The organism is Curtobacterium sp. PhB170 (assembly GCF_003752345.1).
GTDB lineage: Bacteria > Actinomycetota > Actinomycetes > Actinomycetales > Microbacteriaceae > Curtobacterium.
In genome coordinates this window covers 43,609-60,695 of record NZ_RJUM01000014.1, presented here as the reverse complement: position 1 = coordinate 60,695, position 17,087 = coordinate 43,609, and the positions used below count along the sequence as shown (strand labels likewise).

The 17,087-nt window shown below is 71.0% G+C and carries 15 protein-coding genes; 4 read left to right on the top strand and 11 right to left on the bottom strand.

Features of this window, described 5'->3' with window-relative positions; all coding sequences use genetic code 11:
• Positions 1 to 7: 7 nt before the first annotated feature.
• The 7 genes from EDF40_RS17370 to EDF40_RS17340 form a co-directional block, all read right to left on the bottom strand.
• Positions 8 to 1,660, bottom strand: a complete 1,653-nt coding sequence (locus EDF40_RS17370) for an ABC transporter ATP-binding protein (RefSeq protein ID WP_123341103.1) — start codon at positions 1,658 to 1,660, stop codon at positions 8 to 10.
• Complete coding sequence (locus tag EDF40_RS17365; RefSeq protein ID WP_185003193.1) at positions 1,657 to 2,277, bottom strand: GbsR/MarR family transcriptional regulator; 621 nt, start codon at positions 2,275 to 2,277, stop codon at positions 1,657 to 1,659. The genes EDF40_RS17370 and EDF40_RS17365 overlap by 4 nt, the downstream gene beginning before the upstream one ends.
• On the bottom strand, positions 2,274 to 3,683 hold the full coding sequence (locus EDF40_RS17360) for a serine hydrolase (protein WP_260213549.1): 1,410 nt from the start codon (positions 3,681 to 3,683) through the stop codon (positions 2,274 to 2,276). Before EDF40_RS17360 ends, EDF40_RS17365 begins: the two co-directional genes overlap by 4 nt.
• Before the next feature lie 84 nt (positions 3,684 to 3,767).
• The gene (locus tag EDF40_RS17355) at positions 3,768 to 4,658 is read right to left on the bottom strand and encodes an ABC transporter permease (protein ID WP_123341104.1); all 891 of its coding nucleotides are present in this window, start codon (positions 4,656 to 4,658) and stop codon (positions 3,768 to 3,770) included.
• Positions 4,655 to 5,596: an ABC transporter permease gene (locus EDF40_RS17350; protein ID WP_123341105.1), complete on the bottom strand. Its 942-nt coding sequence runs from the start codon at positions 5,594 to 5,596 to the stop codon at positions 4,655 to 4,657. Before EDF40_RS17350 ends, EDF40_RS17355 begins: the two co-directional genes overlap by 4 nt.
• Positions 5,596 to 7,083 carry a M14 family zinc carboxypeptidase gene (locus EDF40_RS17345; protein ID WP_123341106.1) on the bottom strand — a complete coding sequence of 496 codons (1,488 nt, stop codon included), beginning with the start codon at positions 7,081 to 7,083 and terminating at the stop codon, positions 5,596 to 5,598. The genes EDF40_RS17350 and EDF40_RS17345 overlap by 1 nt, the downstream gene beginning before the upstream one ends.
• Before the next feature lie 11 nt (positions 7,084 to 7,094).
• Positions 7,095 to 8,681 carry an ABC transporter substrate-binding protein gene (locus EDF40_RS17340; protein ID WP_228510196.1) on the bottom strand — a complete coding sequence of 529 codons (1,587 nt, stop codon included), beginning with the start codon at positions 8,679 to 8,681 and terminating at the stop codon, positions 7,095 to 7,097.
• A gap of 158 nt (positions 8,682 to 8,839) precedes the next feature.
• Between EDF40_RS17340 and EDF40_RS17335 the strand changes: the two genes are divergently transcribed.
• Together EDF40_RS17335 and EDF40_RS17330 are read left to right on the top strand one after the other, a co-directional pair.
• Positions 8,840 to 9,499: an FMN-binding negative transcriptional regulator gene (locus EDF40_RS17335; protein WP_123341155.1), complete on the top strand. Its 660-nt coding sequence runs from the start codon at positions 8,840 to 8,842 to the stop codon at positions 9,497 to 9,499.
• A complete protein-coding gene (locus EDF40_RS17330; protein WP_123341107.1) occupies positions 9,496 to 10,965 on the top strand; it encodes an amidohydrolase in 1,470 nt (489 codons plus the stop codon). The genes EDF40_RS17335 and EDF40_RS17330 overlap by 4 nt, the downstream gene beginning before the upstream one ends.
• 34 nt (positions 10,966 to 10,999) lie before the next feature.
• Here the strand turns inward: EDF40_RS17330 and EDF40_RS17325 are convergent, their stop codons facing one another.
• The 3 genes from EDF40_RS17325 to EDF40_RS17315 are packed head-to-tail and all read right to left on the bottom strand — an operon-like array spanning position 11,000 to position 13,067.
• Entirely contained in the window at positions 11,000 to 11,929 is a 930-nt protein-coding gene (locus EDF40_RS17325) for an Fpg/Nei family DNA glycosylase (protein WP_123341108.1), read from the bottom strand.
• Between the two features lie 9 nt (positions 11,930 to 11,938).
• Entirely contained in the window at positions 11,939 to 12,436 is a 498-nt protein-coding gene (locus EDF40_RS17320; protein WP_123341109.1) for a ribose-5-phosphate isomerase, read from the bottom strand.
• 22 nt (positions 12,437 to 12,458) lie between these two features.
• Positions 12,459 to 13,067: an XRE family transcriptional regulator gene (locus tag EDF40_RS17315; RefSeq protein WP_123341110.1), complete on the bottom strand. Its 609-nt coding sequence runs from the start codon at positions 13,065 to 13,067 to the stop codon at positions 12,459 to 12,461.
• Here EDF40_RS17315 and EDF40_RS17310 point away from each other — a divergent pair.
• Positions 13,066 to 13,593, top strand: coding sequence for a GNAT family N-acetyltransferase (locus EDF40_RS17310; RefSeq protein ID WP_123341111.1), 528 nt, complete (start codon positions 13,066 to 13,068; stop codon positions 13,591 to 13,593). The genes EDF40_RS17315 and EDF40_RS17310 overlap by 2 nt on opposite strands.
• Positions 13,594 to 13,645: 52 nt before the next feature.
• Here the strand turns inward: EDF40_RS17310 and EDF40_RS17305 are convergent, their stop codons facing one another.
• Entirely contained in the window at positions 13,646 to 14,206 is a 561-nt protein-coding gene (locus tag EDF40_RS17305) for a disulfide bond formation protein DsbA (RefSeq protein ID WP_235036050.1), read from the bottom strand.
• A gap of 239 nt (positions 14,207 to 14,445) precedes the next feature.
• Between EDF40_RS17305 and pepN the strand changes: the two genes are divergently transcribed.
• Complete coding sequence (gene pepN, locus EDF40_RS17300; protein WP_123341113.1) at positions 14,446 to 17,025, top strand: aminopeptidase N; 2,580 nt, start codon at positions 14,446 to 14,448, stop codon at positions 17,023 to 17,025.
• Positions 17,026 to 17,087: the final 62 nt, after the last annotated feature.

The following is a 17,087-nucleotide window of genomic DNA, read 5'->3' as shown; positions in this document are numbered from 1 at the left end:
GCGCCCCTCAGCCCGCCCGTGCCGCCAGGCGCTCGGATCGGCGCACTGCCTGCTCGTCCGGGTCGGGCACCGGCGCGGCCTGGATGAGTCGACGCGTGTAGGGATCCTCCGGCGACCGGAGGATGGCGTCGCGACTCCCCTGCTCGGCGACCTTCCCGCCGTGCAGCACGACGACCCGGTCGCACAACGTGTCGACCACGGCCAGGTCATGGGTGACGAACAGGCACGCGAAGCCGAGGCGTTCCTGCAGCTCGCGGAAGACGTCGAGCACCCGGGCCTGCACCGAGACGTCGAGGGCGCTCGTCGGCTCGTCGGCGATGAGCAGTGCGGGGTCGAGTGCGACGGCGCGGGCGATCGCGACGCGCTGCCGTTGTCCGCCGGAGAGCTCGTGCGGGAAGCGCTCGCGGTACCCGCCGTCCAGGCCGACGTCCGCGAGCAGCCGGTCCAACCGTTCGTCGATCTGTGCCGACGGCAGGCGCAGGATCTGCCGGAGCGGTTCGGCGACGGTCTGTCCGACCGTGTAGCGCGGGTTGAGCGACCGGAGCGGGTTCTGGAAGACCACGCCGACGTGTCGCCGCATCTCCCGACGAGCTGCTCGCCGGGCGACCGCCACGTCGGTGCCCTCGACGACGACCGAACCGGACGTGATCGGTGCCAGCCCCACGGCGGCGCGGCCGATGGTGGTCTTGCCGCTGCCGGACTCGCCCACGAGTCCGACGATCTCACCGCGACCGACCGTGAACGACACGTCGTCGACCGCGCGGAACCGCCCGCGCAGTGCACCGCCGTACTCGACCACGAGGTGCCGGACGTCGAGGACGACCGACGGGGCCTCCGTGACGGGGTCGACCCGCGCCTCCCGGCCGACCTCGGTGCCCATGCGTGGGACCGCAGCGAGCAGGTCACGGGTGTAGTCGGCGGACGGTGCGGAGAAGACCGCGGCGACGGTGCCCGTCTCGACGACGCGACCGCGGCGCATGACGACCACGCGGTCGGCGATGTCGGCGACGACGCCCATGTCGTGGGTGATGAGGAGGATCGCGGTGCCGGTGCGTTCCCGCAGCGCACGCAGGACGTCGAGTACCTCGGCCTGCACCGTGACGTCGAGTGCGGTCGTCGGCTCGTCGGCGATGAGCAGGTCGGGGTCGGCGGCGAGCGCCATCGCGATCATCACCCGCTGCGCCTGTCCGCCGGAGAGCTCGTGCGGGTACTGGCCGAGCCGGCGTTCGGGTTCCGGCACCTCGACGGCACGCAGGAGTTCGAGCGACCGCGCACGGACGGCGGCGCGGTCGTGCGAGGCGTCGGCGCGGCGGACGGCCTCGGCCAGCTGGAACCCGATCGTGAACACCGGGTTGAGCGCGGCCGACGGGTCCTGGAAGATCATCGACACGCTGCGGCCGCGGACCCCGCGCAGGGTGCGTTCGTCGGTGCCGAGCACCTCGAGGTCGCCGAGCCGGATGCTGCCGGAGGACCGTGCCCCGTCCGGCGCGATCCCCATCGCCGTCATCGCGGTCATGCTCTTGCCGGATCCGGACTCCCCGACGACGGCGACGACCTCACCGCGGCCGACGGTGAACGAGGCGTCGTCGACCGCGCGGACCTCGGCGCCGTCGACGTCGAAGGTCACGGACAGGTGGTCGACGGTCAGGACGTCGGTCATGGGGTCTCCGAGCGGTCGGTGCGGTCGCGGGCGGCCTTGAACGCCTCCCAGTCCTCGAGCATCTTGTGGTGGTGGCCCTGCAACCACTGCATGTAGTCGCGGCCGTTGAGCAGGCGCTCGCGGACCTCGGCGTCGACGTCGCCCGCCCCGGTGCGGCCGGCGTGCTCGACCACCGCCAGGCCGTGTCCGATGATGTCGCGCTGCCGGTCGAGGTACTTCCGTTCGCCGGCGAGCCAGGAGCCCCAGACGTCGGCCTCGGCACGGAAGTAGTGGCTGCGTTCGCCCGCGACGATCTGCCGCTTCACGAACCCGGAGTCGACGAGCCGGCGCGTCGCCATCGAGACCGAACCCGAGCTGGCGCCGAGGGCGCGTTGGAGATCGGCCGAGGACGAGTGCGGCGCGCGCGTCATCATGAGGTAGCCGAGCACCCGGGCATCGGTGAGCGCCATGCCCGCACCGTCGTTGAGCATGAGGGCGAACTCCTCGACGAACGCCTGACGCTCGGGTTCGAGCGCGACGTCGTCGCGCCGGGCACCGTCGTCGGGCCCGACACCGTCGTCGCGCCCGGCACCGACGCCGGGCCCGGCACCGTCGCCCCGACCGTCGACGTCGCTCACGGTGCCAGCCCTGCCGCGACCTCGGGCGACTCGGTCGGGATCGTCCACGGTTCCTCGGTCATGCCCCCACCGGCACGGATCGACCGGACGGTACCGTCGGCGTCGCGCGTGAAGGTGATGTCCTCGTCGACCGAGCCGAAGCGGTTGCCGTGCGTCATCCGGAGCGTGTCCGCGTCGACGACCTCGAGCCGGGTCGGGGTGTCGAGCGGTTCGGGTCCGGACGGGTCGACCTCGACGAGCCGGTCGCCGATCCGGGCGATGTCGCTGACGCCCCACGGGTTGGCGAAGCGTCCGGTGTAGGCGGCGGTGTCGACGTCGTCGGGCACGGGAGTACCCGGCGCGGACGTGTCCGCCGCGGCGTCGAGCATCTGCACGACGGCGGTGGCGATGAGGGTGGCGGGCCCGGCGGCGGCGCTCGTCATGACGGACACGACGAGTCCGGACGCCGGGTCGAACAGCGACTGCGTGATGTGCCCGGGGAACCCGCCCGAGTGGCCGCGGACGTCGCGGCCGCCGATGCGGTCGACGATGAACCCGGCGCCGTAGCCGCGGGCGGCCGGGTCGTCGGTGGCGCTCCAGGCTTTGCGCTGCGCGAGTCGCTTCGAGTGGTCGTCGAGCAGGCTGCCGGCCCCGATGACGTGCTGCGAGAAGTACTTGACCAGGTCGGAGGCGGTGCCGTGGAACCCGGTGGCGGCGGCCATCGCGTGGGTGTCCACGTGGTCGATGCGCTGCCGCTGCCGCGCGGTGTGGAAGCCGGTGTACCCGACCACGAAGTCGTCGGCGCGCGTGGGGTCCCAGTCGGGGCCGGTGTTCCGCAGGCCCAGCGGCTCGGTGATCGACTCACGGACGAAGTCGTTGTAGGACCGGCCGGAGACCGCGGCGATGACGAGCCCGAGCAGCGAGTAGCCGAGGTTCGAGTAGTTGAACGACGACCCGGTGGGGACCTTCTGCCCGCGGTCGAGCACGAGCGCCAGCAGCTCCTGCTCGTCGGGGAACGGGCGCAGGAGCGACCAGTAGTCGCCGTCGTGGCCGTCGCGGATGACGCCGGCGCCCATCTCCATGAGCTCACGGATCGTGGCGTCGGCGAGCGGGGAGCCGCCGTCGACCAGCGCCGGGACGTACGTGCCGACGGTGTCGTCGAGCCGGAGCGACCCGCGCTCGGCGAGCTGGAGCAGTGCCGTCGCGGTGAAGGTCTTCGAGTGCGACGCGATGCGGAACAGGTCGGTGGTGGTCAGGCGACGCCCGGCCTCGACGTCGGCGTAGCCCCAGGCCTCGTCGAACAGCACCTCGCCGCCGAACCCGATGGCGACCTGCACGCCCGGCACCCGCAGCTGCCAGACCTTGTACGACACCCACTCGTGGATGTAGGGCAGGGTCTTCCGGTACGCGGAGAGGGTGTCGGTCACGGTGGTCCTTTCGAAGGGCGGTGGTTCGAGTCTGGCGCGTCGGTCGCGACGGTGCCCACCGCGACGCGGCGTGCACCGTGCAGGTCAGCGCCGACGCGGGTCGAGCGCGGCGCGCAGCGTGTCGCCGAGCGCGATGACGGAGAGCACCGTGACGGCGAGGAACGCCGCGGGTGCGATGAGCATGTGCGGGGCGCGGAGGAACTGCGACGTCGCGGCGGAGAGCTGCAGTCCCCACGAGATCGCCGGGCTCTCGAGCCCGATGCCGAGGTAGGTCAGCGACGACTCGGACACGATGACGCCGCCCACGGTGATGGTCGCGAGCACGAGCAGCGGCGAGATCGACGACGGCAGCACGTACCGGGTGGTGATCCGCCAGGTGGACAGCCCCATCGTGCGGGCGGCGAGCACGAACTCGGCGTTCCGCACGCTGCGGACGCTCGACCGCACGAGCCGGGCCGTCGTCGGCCACCCGAACAGCGCGAGCACGAGCGACACCGTCAGCACGGACCGCTCCCCCACGCTGTTGAGCACCACGACGGCGCCGAGCAGGAACGGGAAGCCGAGGAACACGTCGGTCAGGCGGGCGAGCACGGCGTCGACCCAGCCGCCGACCATGCCGGCGATCGTCCCGACGACGACGGCGACCATGCCGGCGAGCACGGTGGTGAGCACCGCGACGGCGATCGAGGACCGGGTGCCGTACACGACGTTGGCGTACACGTCGCAGCCCTGCAGGTCGAAGCCGAACGGGTGGCCGCTGGTCGGCGAGGCGCCGCTCTGCCCGAGGTCGCACACCCGGGGGTCGCCGTGGCCGAACAGTCCGGCGAACAGCTGCGGGAACGACGCGACGAGCAGCACGACGACCAGGACCGACGCCGGCACCCAGAAGCCCGGGGTGCGGGCCACGGCCAGCAGGGGTCGTCGTCGTCCGCCGACGACGGGTTCGACGGTGGCGCTGAGCGCTGAGGTGGTCATGCGGCTGCTCCGGTCCGGACGCGGGGGTCGAGGGCGGCGTGCAGCAGGTCGACGAGCACGCTCGTGACGAGGAACACCAGGATGAGCGCGGTCGAGATGCCGACGACGACTGCGCCCTCGTGCGACCGGATGCCCTGGAACAGCAGGTTCCCGACGCCGGGCAGGTTGAAGATGCCCTCGATGATCACGGTGCCGCCCATCAGGTACCCGAGGTCGGTCGCCAGGTAGGTGGCGGTGGGGATGAGCGAGTTCCGCATCACGTGCACGCCGACGATCCGACCGGGCGCGAGCCCCTTGGCCCGTGCGGTCCGGACGTAGTCGGCGTCCAGGGTCTCGATCATCGAGGTGCGGGTGAGCCGGGACACCGCGGCGAGCCCGAACAGCGCGATGACGAACGCCGGCAGGATGTACGCCGTCGGCCAGCCCGCGGTGACGCCGGCGACCGGGAACCAGTGCAGCCGCACCGAGAACACGAGTTGCAGGGCGACGCCGAGGACGAACACGGGGATCGCACCGACGACGATGGTGCCGACCAGGACCGTCTTGTCGAGGGCGGTCCCGCGCTTCAGGGCGGAGAGCACCCCGAGGCCGATGCCCAGGACGATCTCGAGGGCCCACGCGGTCAGCGCCAGGGTGATCGTGACGGGCCACCGCGATGCCATCTGCTCGCCCACGGACTGCCCGTTGAAGTCGGTGCCGAAGTCGCCGCGGAACAGCCCGCCGAGGTACTGCACGTACTGCAGCCAGAGCGGCTGGTCCAGGTGGTACTCGGCCCGGAGCGTGCGGACGACCGCGTCGCTGAGCGGCCGGTCGCCGCCGAGCGCCCGGATCGGGTCACCGGGCAGCGCGAACGTCATCGCGTAGATGAGGAACGTCACCCCGAGGAACACGATGGCCAGGCCGCCGAGTCGGCGACCGACGGCGAGCGTCGGACGCATCACGCGCCTCTCCCCACCGGCACGGCCGTCCCGCCGCTGGCGCGTCGGTCCGGAACCGGCGGCGTGGGCCCAGACCTGCTCGTGGTGACCAGGGGCGGACGGGAGGCACGGGTCGGGTCCGCACTGTGCCTTCCGTCGTCGCCTTCGGCGACGTGGCTCGCGCAGGCGAGGATCGCCCCGTACTGCACCCCCACCAGTTTCCGCACCGGGATCGGGTCCGCCTCGGTGGCGGCGTCCGCCTGCCAGTGCGCGTAGCGCTCCGCCAGGCGGTCGCGCAGGCGCCGGAGCGGCGCGGACGCCGTACCGGCGGTGGTCTCCGCCTCGAACGCCCGGAGCAACATGCCGCCGTAGCGCAGCCGGAAGCAGCGGACCAGGTCCTCGCAGCCGAAGCGCTCCGCGACGGTGGCCCGCCGGTCGGCCGGCTCGCGGTCGGCCCGGCGGCGGTCGGTGTCCGCCGTGCTGGCGAGCATCGGCACGAAGGCCCGCGACGCCTCGAGGAACGGCGACTCGATCGACAGCATCGGCGACGCCTCGTCGAGCAGCTGCTGGAGTTCCTCGCCCGAAGCGCCGAGCTCGGCGGAGCAGCGCCGCAGCAGGTCGGCGTACGACTCGTCGGTCGGGGTCTGGTCGTCGGCGTCCGGGTGGCTCCAGTACGGCAGTTCGGCCACCATGCACAGTGCTCCGTGCCGCATCGCCCACGCCGCGCTCGACGCACCGTGGATGTGCTCGCCCGGGTCGACCCCGAGTGCTTCGAGGTAGTCGTACGCGGTCTCGATCCCGTCCATCGCGAACACCGCGGGGGCGAGTTCGCGCAGGAACGGTGACTCGGGCTCCCCGGTGTCGAGCGGCAGCCCGAGCGCGGCGGGGACTGCGTGCAGGGTGTCGACGACGTCGGGCAGGTCCTCGGACAGGTAGTAGTAGACCCCGCCCATCTCGCCGTTGTGCAGCGACACCAGCAGGTCCGGCTCGGTGTCGTCGATGAGCCGCATGAACGCGAGCGTCTCCGGCAGCACCTGGTCGAAGTACACCGACTTGTGGCTGTTCGGGAACGTCCACTCCACCTGGCTGTCCGGTGCCGGGCGGTAGAAGTGCCGCGAGTAGAACACCCGGTCGTGCGGGTCGTGGAACCACGCCTCGTTGAGCCGCATGCCGTCCGGGTCGATCGTCGGGACGATGTGCCAGGTGACGTCGAGCGCACGGGCGTCGTCGTCGGTGAGCACCGTCTCGGCGAGGTGCAGGGCCGTCCACGAGCCGATCGGTTCGTTCGGGTGCACGCCGCCGACCACGACGGCGGCGTGCGCCCCGGTGCCGATCCGGTAGGAGTGCAGCGGTTCGCCGAGCCGGCTGGTGCCGATCCGGGTGACCGTGACCCGGTCCGGGTGGGACGCTGCGAGCGCGTCGAACCGGGCGTGCAGGTCGTCGACGAGCGGGAAGCCGTCGTGGTCGGGGACCTCGGCCGCCAGGCGGAGGATGGTGCGCTGGTCCATGTGGTGGTGCCCTACTTCACGGCGATCTGCGCGACGACCGGGCTGCCGGCGACCGCGGGGAGCTTCGTGACCTTGTCGCTCGTGACGTACGAGTACTTGTCGAAGAAGGTCGGCACGACGGGGAAGTCCTCGAGCACGGCTTCCTGCGTCTTCGTGTAGTACTCGTTCGCTTCGTCCTGCGAGCCGGCCGAGTCGGCCTTCGCCAGCAACGCGTCGACGGTGTCGGACTGGTAGTACCCGGTGCAGGGCGAGCAGCCGCCGGCCAGGGTGAACAGGGCGCGGAGGGTGTTCTGCTGGCTGATGTACAGCGCACCCCAGTGACCGAAGTGCGGGCCGGCGACCTTCTTGTCCGTCAGCTCGGAGTAGTACGAGGCCCAGTCGGTGGTGGCCTTCGCGACGGTGTCGACGCCCAGGTTCTGCCGGATCTGGTTGGCGTACGCCTCGTAGAGCGAGTCGAGGCCGCTGCCGCCGGGGTAGACGAGCGTGATCGTGCCGTCGAACCCGCCGGACTTCGCCAGGAGCTGCTTCGCCGCGGCGGGGTCGAACTCGCACGCATCGCCGCAGATGCCTTCTTCGGTGCCGGACATCGACGGGGGCGTGAGTGCGGTGGCGGGTTCGTACAGGCCGCCGTAGATGGCGGTGTTCACCTCGTCGCGGTCGATCGACATCGAGATGGCACGCCGGACGTCGGGGTCGGAGTACCGGTCGTCCCAGAGCGGGAAGCCGAGGTAGTCGATGCCCGGGGCGTCGAAGGAGTGCAGGCGGTCACCGAAGTCGGCCTTCGCGCTCGTCATCTTGTCGGTCGGCAGGAACAGCACGTCGGCGTTGCCCGCGAGGACGTCGGTGTAGGCGGTGTTCATGTCCGAGTAGCTCCGGAACGTGACGTCCTTCGTGACCGGCTTCGTGCCCTCGTAGTCCTTCCACGCGGTGACGGTGAACTCCTTGTCCGCCTTCCACGCCGACTGCATCTCGTAGGGGCCGTTGCCGATCGGCTTCTCGTCGTACGCCTTCAGGTCGTCGTAGGCGGCCTCGGGCATCGGGTAGAACGCCGTCTGGGCCTGGCTGAGCTGCAGCGGGAACTGGCTGTCGGCGTGGGTGAGCGTGACCGTGAAGGTGTCCTTGCCGGTGACCTGCAGCCCCGACATCTCCTTGGTCTTCGGGGTGCCCTTCGCCGGGTTGAGGTCCGTGTACCCGACGATCGCGGCGAGCTGCCCGCTGTTCTCCCACGCGTTGGGGCCGTAGGCGACGTGGTTCCAGGCCTTCACGTAGCTCTCCGGGGTGACGGCCTCGCCGTTCTGGAACGTCCAGCCGTCCCGGAGGGTGATGGTCCACGTGGTGGCGTCGTCGCTCTCGACGCTCTTCGCGGCGACGTCGTGGAGCTCGCCCTTCGCGTCGGTCTGCGTCAGCGGCGCGAACAGGCTCTGCACCTGGTCGAACGCGACGGTCTGTCGTCCGGGCGTCAGGTGGTCGGGCTCGCCGGTGGCGTACACCAGGCTCGATCCGCCGGCGGAGTCGGCCGTGCCGCTCGCCGAACAGCCGGTCACCACGAGCGCCAGTGTGGCTGCCGTGGCCAGGGCGGCGATGGTCCTGCGTCGCATGGGGGTCTCCTCGGGTCGTCGTTGATGAGTGAAGCTAGGCCCGTTCGAGTACCCGGCACAATGCTTCTTTCAATGAACTCTGAAACTTTTACCGTTCTGAAACACTCGCGAAACGACAGGTGTCGCGCTCGACCGGGGCCGTGTGCCACGCTCGGACCATGCGGCACACACCCCACTTCCTGATGACGGACGTCGACGAGGTCAAGCGCCTCGTCGCCGGCAACCCGTGGGCCACGATCGTGTCGCACACCGACGCCGGGATCGTCGCGTCGCACTACCCGTTCCTGCTCGAGACACCCGGGCCGGACGACGACCCCGACGAGGTCGTCCTCGTCTCGCACGTCGGCCGCCCCGACGAACTCGCGCACGAACTCGGCCGCCACGAGGTCCTGGTCGTGGTGCAGGGTCCGCACGGCTACGTCTCCCCCGCCTGGTACCCGCCCGAGCAGTTCGTCCCGACCTGGAACCACGTCACCGCCCACCTGTGGGGCACGCCCGAGCTGCTGTCCGACGACGAGAACTTCCGGGTGCTCGGCGAGCTCGTCGACCACTTCGAGCAGGTCATGCCGGAGCCGGTCTCGCTCGAGATCGACGAGGAGACCGCACGCTGGATGGCGAAGGGCACCGTGGGCATCCGGATCCGCATCACCCGGTTCGACGCCCGCGCGAAGCTCTCCCAGAACAAGGCGCCCGAGGTCGTCGACCGCATCATCGCGGGGCTGCGCGGCGACGGCCCCTACGCGTCGCCGGCGCTCGCCGACGAGATGGAGCGGGTCCGGTCCGTCGGCTCCACGACGAACAGCCGGGAGGCGCGATGAGCGAGATCCTGCTCCGCACCGTCCGCAGGGTGGGCACCTCCGGGGCCCCTGCCGACGTCCGCATCGCCGACGGCCTGGTCACCGAGATCGCGCCGGCCGGCACGCTCGACCCCGCCGGCCCCGACACCGAGGTCGTCGAGGCCGCCGGCGCCTGGCTCGGCCCCGGCCTCCGCGACCACCACACGCACTTCGACCAGTGGGCCCTGGTGCGCCGCCGCGTCGACGTCTCCGGCTGCGACTCCGCGGAGTCGACCGCCGGCCTCCTCGCCGCGGTCGCGCGGACCGGGGTGCCGGACCGCGTGCTGATCGGCCACGGCTACCGCGACGGGTTGTGGCCGACCCCCGCACGACGCGAGCTGCTCGACCAAACCGCACCGGGCCTCCCGACCGTCGTCATCAGCGGTGACCTGCACGCCGTCTGGTGCAACGCCCTCGCGCTCGCGCACTTCTCCGCACTCGTCGGCCGCTCGCTCGAGGCGGGTGACGACGGGGTCCTGCGCGAGCAGGACGCCTTCGACGTGACCGGTGCACTCTCGCAGGTGCCGGACGACCTGCTCGACGGGTACGTCGCCGACGCCGCGGAGGCCGCTGCCGCCCGCGGCGTGACGGGCATCGTCGACCTCGAGATGCGCTTCGGCCTCGACCGCTGGGCGCGCCGGATCCACGCTGGCACCGACGCACTCCGGGTGGCGTCGGGCGTCTACCGGGCCGAACTCGACGCGGCGATCGACCGCGGACTCCGCACCGGTGACGTCGTCGACCGGACCCGCGGCCTGCTCACGATGGGGCCGTTCAAGGTCGTCACCGACGGCTCGCTCGGCACCCGGACCGCGGCCATGGCCGACGGCTCCGGCGTGCTGGCGTGGGAGTTCGACGACCTCGTCGCGATCACCCGCCGAGCCGTCGACGCCGGACTCGTGCCCGCCATCCACGCCATCGGCGACCGCGCGAACACCCTCGCGCTCGACGTCTTCGAAGCCGTCGGCGCCCGCGGCACCATCGAGCACGCGCAACTGCTCGTCGACACCGACGTCGACCGGTTCGCCAGGCTCGGAGTGGCCGCCTCGGTGCAGCCCGAGCACGCCATGGACGACCGCGACATCGCCGACCGGCACTGGGCGGGCCGCACCGACCGCGCCTTCGCGTTCGCGTCGCTCGCCCGAGCCGGTGCCCGGCTGCTGCTCGGGTCGGACGCCCCCGTCGCGCCGCTCGACCCGTGGATCTCGATGGCCGCGGCCGTCGGACGCGACCGGGACGGCCGCGACCCGTGGCACCCCGCCGAACGGCTCTCCGCACTCGCCGCGTGGCAGGGGTCCACGGACGGTCGGGTCAGCGTGGCCGTCGGTGACGTCGCGGACCTGGTGCTCGTCGGGTCGGACCCGCTGGCAGCGTCGTCGTCCTCGTTGCGGTCGATGCGGGTGCTCGCGACCGCGATCGCCGGGCGGTTCACGTACTGCGAGCTCTGAGCTCTCGGTTCTGAGCTCTCGGTTCTGAGCCGCGCTACTTCTGGTCCTTCGGGCACCAGTAGAGCTTCCGGCCGGCCATGTCGGCCACCCGGATCTCGGTGCCGCACACCCGGCAGGGCTCACCCTGGCGGTGGTAGACCCAGTGCCGGTCCTTGCGCGACCGCTGCGCCTTCTTGTACTCGGCGTCGGACAGGCCGTCCATCGTCATCATCAGGCCGTCGCGGACGCCGTCGTGCAGCAGCTTCGACCAGTCCGCCCACAGCGCCTTCGCCTGCTTGACGGTGATCTTCTTGCCGACCTTGTACGGGTCGATGCGCTGCCGGAACAGCAGCTCGGCCCGGTAGATGTTGCCGATGCCGCTCACCACGGACTGGTCCATGAGCAGCTGGCCGATGGCGACGTTCCGCTTCCGGACGTTGTCCACGAAGGTCTTCTCGGCCGCGGGACCGTCGTCGTTCATCGGGTCGGGGCCGAGCTTGTCGAGGGCACGCTGCACCTCGGCCGGGGTCTCCACCACGCAGGCCGTCGGGCCGCGCAGGTCGGCAACGGTGTCCTCGGTCAGGATCCGGACGCGCACCTGGCCGACGGGGTCCGGCGGGAACGACTCGATCGGGTCCTCGACCTTCTCCTGCTCGGCCATCCGGTACCGCGCCAGGCGTGGAGCACCGATGGAGGTGAGCGACTCCTCGCCGTCGTCGTCGGCCGACAGCGCCGTGGCGGTCGACAGGTCGCCGGCGAAGTCCCACGCACCGTAGAGCCCGAGGTGGACGCGCAGGAACAGGTCGCCCTCGAACTCGAGGAACATCTGCTTCGCCACCGCCCGGGCAGCGATCATCCGCTTGCCGTCGAGCTGGGCGGCCCCGGCGGCGAACCGCCCCTGCGGACTGGACACCTCGCAGCGCTTGCCGACGAAGTGCCGGGTGAACTGGTTGGCGATTCGGTGGACGGAGTGACCCTCGGGCATGGGACCTGTCTACTCGGCCGAGCCGTCGATCTGCTTGCCGGCGATGTGCCCCGTCTGCTCGTACTCGGCCAGCTGCGCGATGCGGCGCGCGTGACGCTCCTCGCCCGAGAACGGCTCGGCGATGAACAGGTCGACGAAGCGGATCGCTTCGTCCTCGGTGTGCTGGCGCGCACCGATCGAGATGACGTTGGCGTCGTTGTGCTGGCGTGCGAGGAGTGCGGTCGACTCGTTCCAGACGAGCGCTGCGCGGACGCCCTCGACCTTGTTCGCGGCGATCTGCTCACCGTTGCCGGAGCCGCCGAACACGACGCCGAGCGCCTCGACGCCGGCCTGCTGGTCCTGCACCACGGCGTGCGCGGCGTTGATGCAGAACGAGGGGTAGTCGTCGAGCGCGTCGTACTCGGTCGGTCCGTGGTCCACGACCTCGTGCCCGGCTTCGGTCAGGTGCGTTGCGAGGGTCTGGTTGAACTCGAGGCCGGCGTGGTCCGTTCCGAGGTGGATGCGCATGGAACCGATCCTATTCCTGCGGCTACTGCCCCCGGACCACCACGACGACGTACCGCGTGGGCCCCTCGCCCGGGTTCCGGTAGACCACGTCGGCGGGGTCACCGAGCTCGATCCGGTCGCCTGCGGCGAGCCGCGTCGACTCGCCGCCGACGACGAGCTCGAGCACGCCGTCGACCACCCAGATGCAGTGCCGCAGGAACGCGTAGGCGGACGCCGGGTAGGCCACTTCGCGGCCGGCCGGGAGGCGCACCTCGGTGACGTCCGCGGGGAACGCCGCACTCGAGACCGGACGGCGGCGGTACCCGGTGTCGGGATCGGTCCAGGACTCCGCGGTCGCGCCGCGTTGGATGCCACGTGCGTCGTCGGGGTCGGTCGCCCTGGGCACCTCGTGCTCGAGGGCTTCATCGAGGAGCTGCGAGATCGTCAGGCCGAAGGCGCCGGAGAGCCGGCCGAGGATCGTCGCGGTGGGGCTCGACACCCCGCGTTCGACGCGGTTGATCATCGCGCGGGAGACACCGGACTCCTCGGCGAGCTCGGTGAGACTCCACTTGCGTTCGGTGCGCAGGCGTTGGAGGCGCTCGCCGAGGGCACGTTCCGCGACACCCGGCTCGTCGTCTACGATGTGAGACATGACGACAGCATATGCGACGAACGGGACGGATCCGGTCGTGGTGCGCGATTGCGGACCCCGCGACCTCGACGTCGTGCACGCCCTGCACGTCGACGCCGTGCTGCACTCCACCTCCATCTGGCAGGAGACCCCGCACCCCCGCGCGTACTTCGACGGCTGGCTGGCCGAACGGCAGGGCGACGGGTACCCGGTGCTCGTCGCCGAGGTCGACGGCACCGTGGCCGGGTACGCCACGTACTCACAGTGGCGACCGCACCACGGGTACCGACTGACCGTCGAGCACAGCGTCTACGTGGTCGAGTCGTTCCGCGGTCGGGGCATCGCCTCGACCCTGATGCGGTCGCTCGTCGAGCGGGCGACCGCCGAGGGCCGGCACGTCATGATGGCCGGGATCTGCAGCACGAACACCGGGTCGATCGCCCTGCACGAGAAGCTCGGGTTCAGCACGGTCGCGGTCGTGCCCGAGGTCGGACGCAAGTTCGACCGCTGGCTGCACCTGACGCTCATGCGCCTGCCCCTCGCCTAACGCGAGCCGAGGGGCGGGGGCGAGCCGCGCCTCCCGTCCGCTTGCCGGAGCGTCAGGCGGTGGTGTCGAAGACCGGGCCGACGGTGCGCGAGCGTTTGAGCTCGAAGAAGCCGGGGTACTTCGCCACGGCGACGACGCCATCCCACAGGTCGAGCGCTTCCTGGCCCTTGGGCGCCGGGGAGATGACCGGGCCGAAGAACGCGGTGCCGGCGACGGCGATGACGGGCGTGCCGACGTCCTGTCCGACGCGGTCGATGCCGTCCTGGTGGCTGACGCGCACGGCGGCGTCGACCTCGTCCGTCCAGGCGTACTCGAGCAGGTCGGCGTCGAGGCCGAGTTCCGCGAGCACGGCGGGGACCACCTGGTCGGGGTCCTGCTCCTGGCGGTGGTGGATGTGCTCACCGAGGGCGTCGTAGAGCGGCTTCACGATGTCCTGGCCGAGCCGGAGCCGCGCCGCCGTGACGATGCGCGGGTAGAGCTGCCCCTTGTGGATGCGCTCGCGGTACTCGTCGGGGATGTCCTGGTCCTCGTTCAGGACGAACAGGCTCATCACCTTCCACGTGACGTCGAGGTCGCGGTGCTCGGCGACCTCGCCCACCCAGCGGCTCGTCATCCAGGCCCAGGGGCAGTTCGGGTCGAACCAGAACTCCACGGTGGTGCGTTCGGTCGGGTGTTCCGTCGTGTGTTCCGTCGTGTGTTCCGTCGTCTTGTCCACAGTCGTCTCGCTCACGCTCCGAGCGTACGCGGCGTCGCTAGGCTGGGGATGACCGTCCCGCCGGTGCACGACGCCGTGCCGGGACTCCCCCTCGCGGACCACGATCGTCCGCGTCCTCAGCGAAGATGGAGCGTTGCGTGCCCGGAGAGAACCTCACCAGAACCGAAGCCCAGGAACGTGCCGGCATCGTCAGCGTGCAGACGTACGACGTCGAGCTCGACCTGACCCGCGGCGCCGAGACGTTCGGCAGCACCACCCGCGTGCGCTTCACCGCGACCGCCGGTGCGTCCACGTTCATCGACGCGATCACGAAGACCGTGCACTCCGTCACCCTGAACGGCACGGCGCTCGACGTCGCCGCGGTGAACGACGGCGTCCGCATCCAGCTCGACGACCTGCAGGAGCAGAACGAGCTCGTGGTCGTCAGCGACGCGCTGTACACGAACACCGGCGAGGGCCTGCACCGCTTCGTCGACCCCGTGGACGACGAGGTGTACCTGTACTCCCAGTTCGAGGTCCCCGACTCGCGCCGCATGTTCGCGGTGTTCGAGCAGCCCGACCTCAAGGCACAGTTCTCCTTCACCGTGACGGCGCCGTCACGGTGGCAGGTCGTGTCGAACTCCCCGACGCCCGAGCCCCACGTCGACGGTGAGAACGCGACCTGGGCCTTCCCGCCCACCGCGACGATCTCGAGCTACATCACCGCGCTCATCGCCGGCCCGTACGAGGTCGTCCGCGACGAACTGACGAGCAGCGACGGCCGCACCATCCCGCTCGGCGTCTTCGCGCGCAAGTCGCTGGCCGAGTACCTCGACCCCGAGTACGTGTTCGAGACCACCAAGAAGGGCTTCGCCTACTACGAGGAGAAGTTCGACGTCCCGTACCCGTTCGAGAAGTACGACCAGCTCTTCGTGCCGGAGTTCAACGCCGGCGCGATGGAGAACGCGGGCGCCGTCACGTTCACCGAGACCTACGTCTTCCGCTCGAAGGTGACCGACGCCATCAAGGAGCGCCGGGTCGTCACGATCCTGCACGAGCTCGCGCACATGTGGTTCGGCGACCTCGTCACGATGAAGTGGTGGAACGACCTGTGGCTGAACGAGTCGTTCGCCGAGTGGGCCTCCACGATCGCCACCGCCGAGGCCACCGAGTGGACCGAGGCCTGGACCACGTTCCAGGCGATGGAGAAGTCCTGGGCCTACCGCCAGGACCAGCTCCCCTCGACCCACCCGATCGTCGCGACGATCAACGACCTCGAGGACGTCCAGGTCAACTTCGACGGCATCACGTACGCCAAGGGCGGCTCCGTCCTGAAGCAGCTCGTGGCGTGGGTCGGCATCGACGCGTTCTTCGCCGGTGTCTCGGCCTACTTCAAGAAGCACCACCACTCGAACACCGAGCTGCGCGACCTGCTCGTCGAGCTCGAGGCCACCAGCGGCCGCGACCTGTCCGAGTGGTCGAAGCTCTGGCTCGAGACCGCGGGCGTCAACACGCTCCGCCCGGAGATCGAGGTCGACGCGTCCGGCGCGATCACCTCGTTCGCCGTTCTGCAGGAAGCGCCGGCCGACTACCCGACGCTCCGCCCGCACCGCCTCGCCATCGGCGTCTACGCGTTCGGGACGGACGACTCCGCGCCGTTCGGTGCCGACACCGCGTCCTCGGGCGGCAAGCTCGAGCGCGTGCACCGCGTCGAGATCGACGTCGACGGCGCACGCACCGAGGTCCCCGAGCTCGTCGGCGTGCAGCGCGGCGACCTCGTGCTCCTCAACGACGACGACCTGGCCTACGCCAAGATCCGTCTCGACGAGCAGTCCCGCACGACGGCGATCGAGCACCTCGCGGCCATCGCGAACCCGCTCGCCCGCTCGATCGTGTGGGGTGCGATGTGGGACGCCACGCGCGACGCCGAGTCGCCCGCCAGCGACTACGTCCGGCTCGCGCTCGGCAACATCGCGACCGAATCCGAGTCGACGACCATCCGCACGACCCTGTCGCAGCTGCTCCTGACGACGCGCAACTACGTGGCGCCGTCGAAGGTCGACGCCACGGTCCGCACGGTGGGCGAGACGCTCTGGCAGCTCGCGGCCTCGGCCGAGGCCGGGTCGGACGCCCAGTTCCAGTTCGTGAAGTTCTTCGCGCAGATCGCGTCGACGCCCGAGCACGTCGCCGCCCTGCAGGGGCTCCGCGACGGTTCGGTCACGCTGAACGGGCTCGAGATCGACACCGACCTGCGCTGGGAGCTGCTCGAGGGCCTCGTGCTCGCCGGTGCCGCCTCCGACGCCGAGGTCGACGCCGAACTCGCGGCCGACAAGACCGCGTCGGGTGAGCAGGCCGCGGCCCGCGCCCGTGCGACGATCCCGACCGCCGAGGGCAAGCTGGCCGCGTTCGCGTCGCTCGTCGACTCCGCCGAGCTGCCGAACGCGATCGTGCGCCAGACCACGGTCGGGTTCCAGCACGTGAACAGCCCCGTCGTGCTCGAAGGCCTCGTGCCGAAGTACTTCGAGGTGCTCACCCGCATCTGGGCCGAGCGCAGCTACCACATGGCCGACACCATCGTCTCGGGCCTCTACCCGGCGCCGCTCGCGTCGGCCGAGCTCCGCGACGCCGCCCACGCGTGGCTCGAGGCGCACCCGGAGACCCCGGCGCTGCGTCGCATCGTGTCCGAGAGCGTCGCGGGCACGGAGCGTGCGCTCCGGGTGCAGGCCGCCGACGCCTGAGTCTGCGTCGCTGATCTGCGGGGCCTCGGCGTTCCTCATGGAACGCCGAGGCCCCGCCCTTA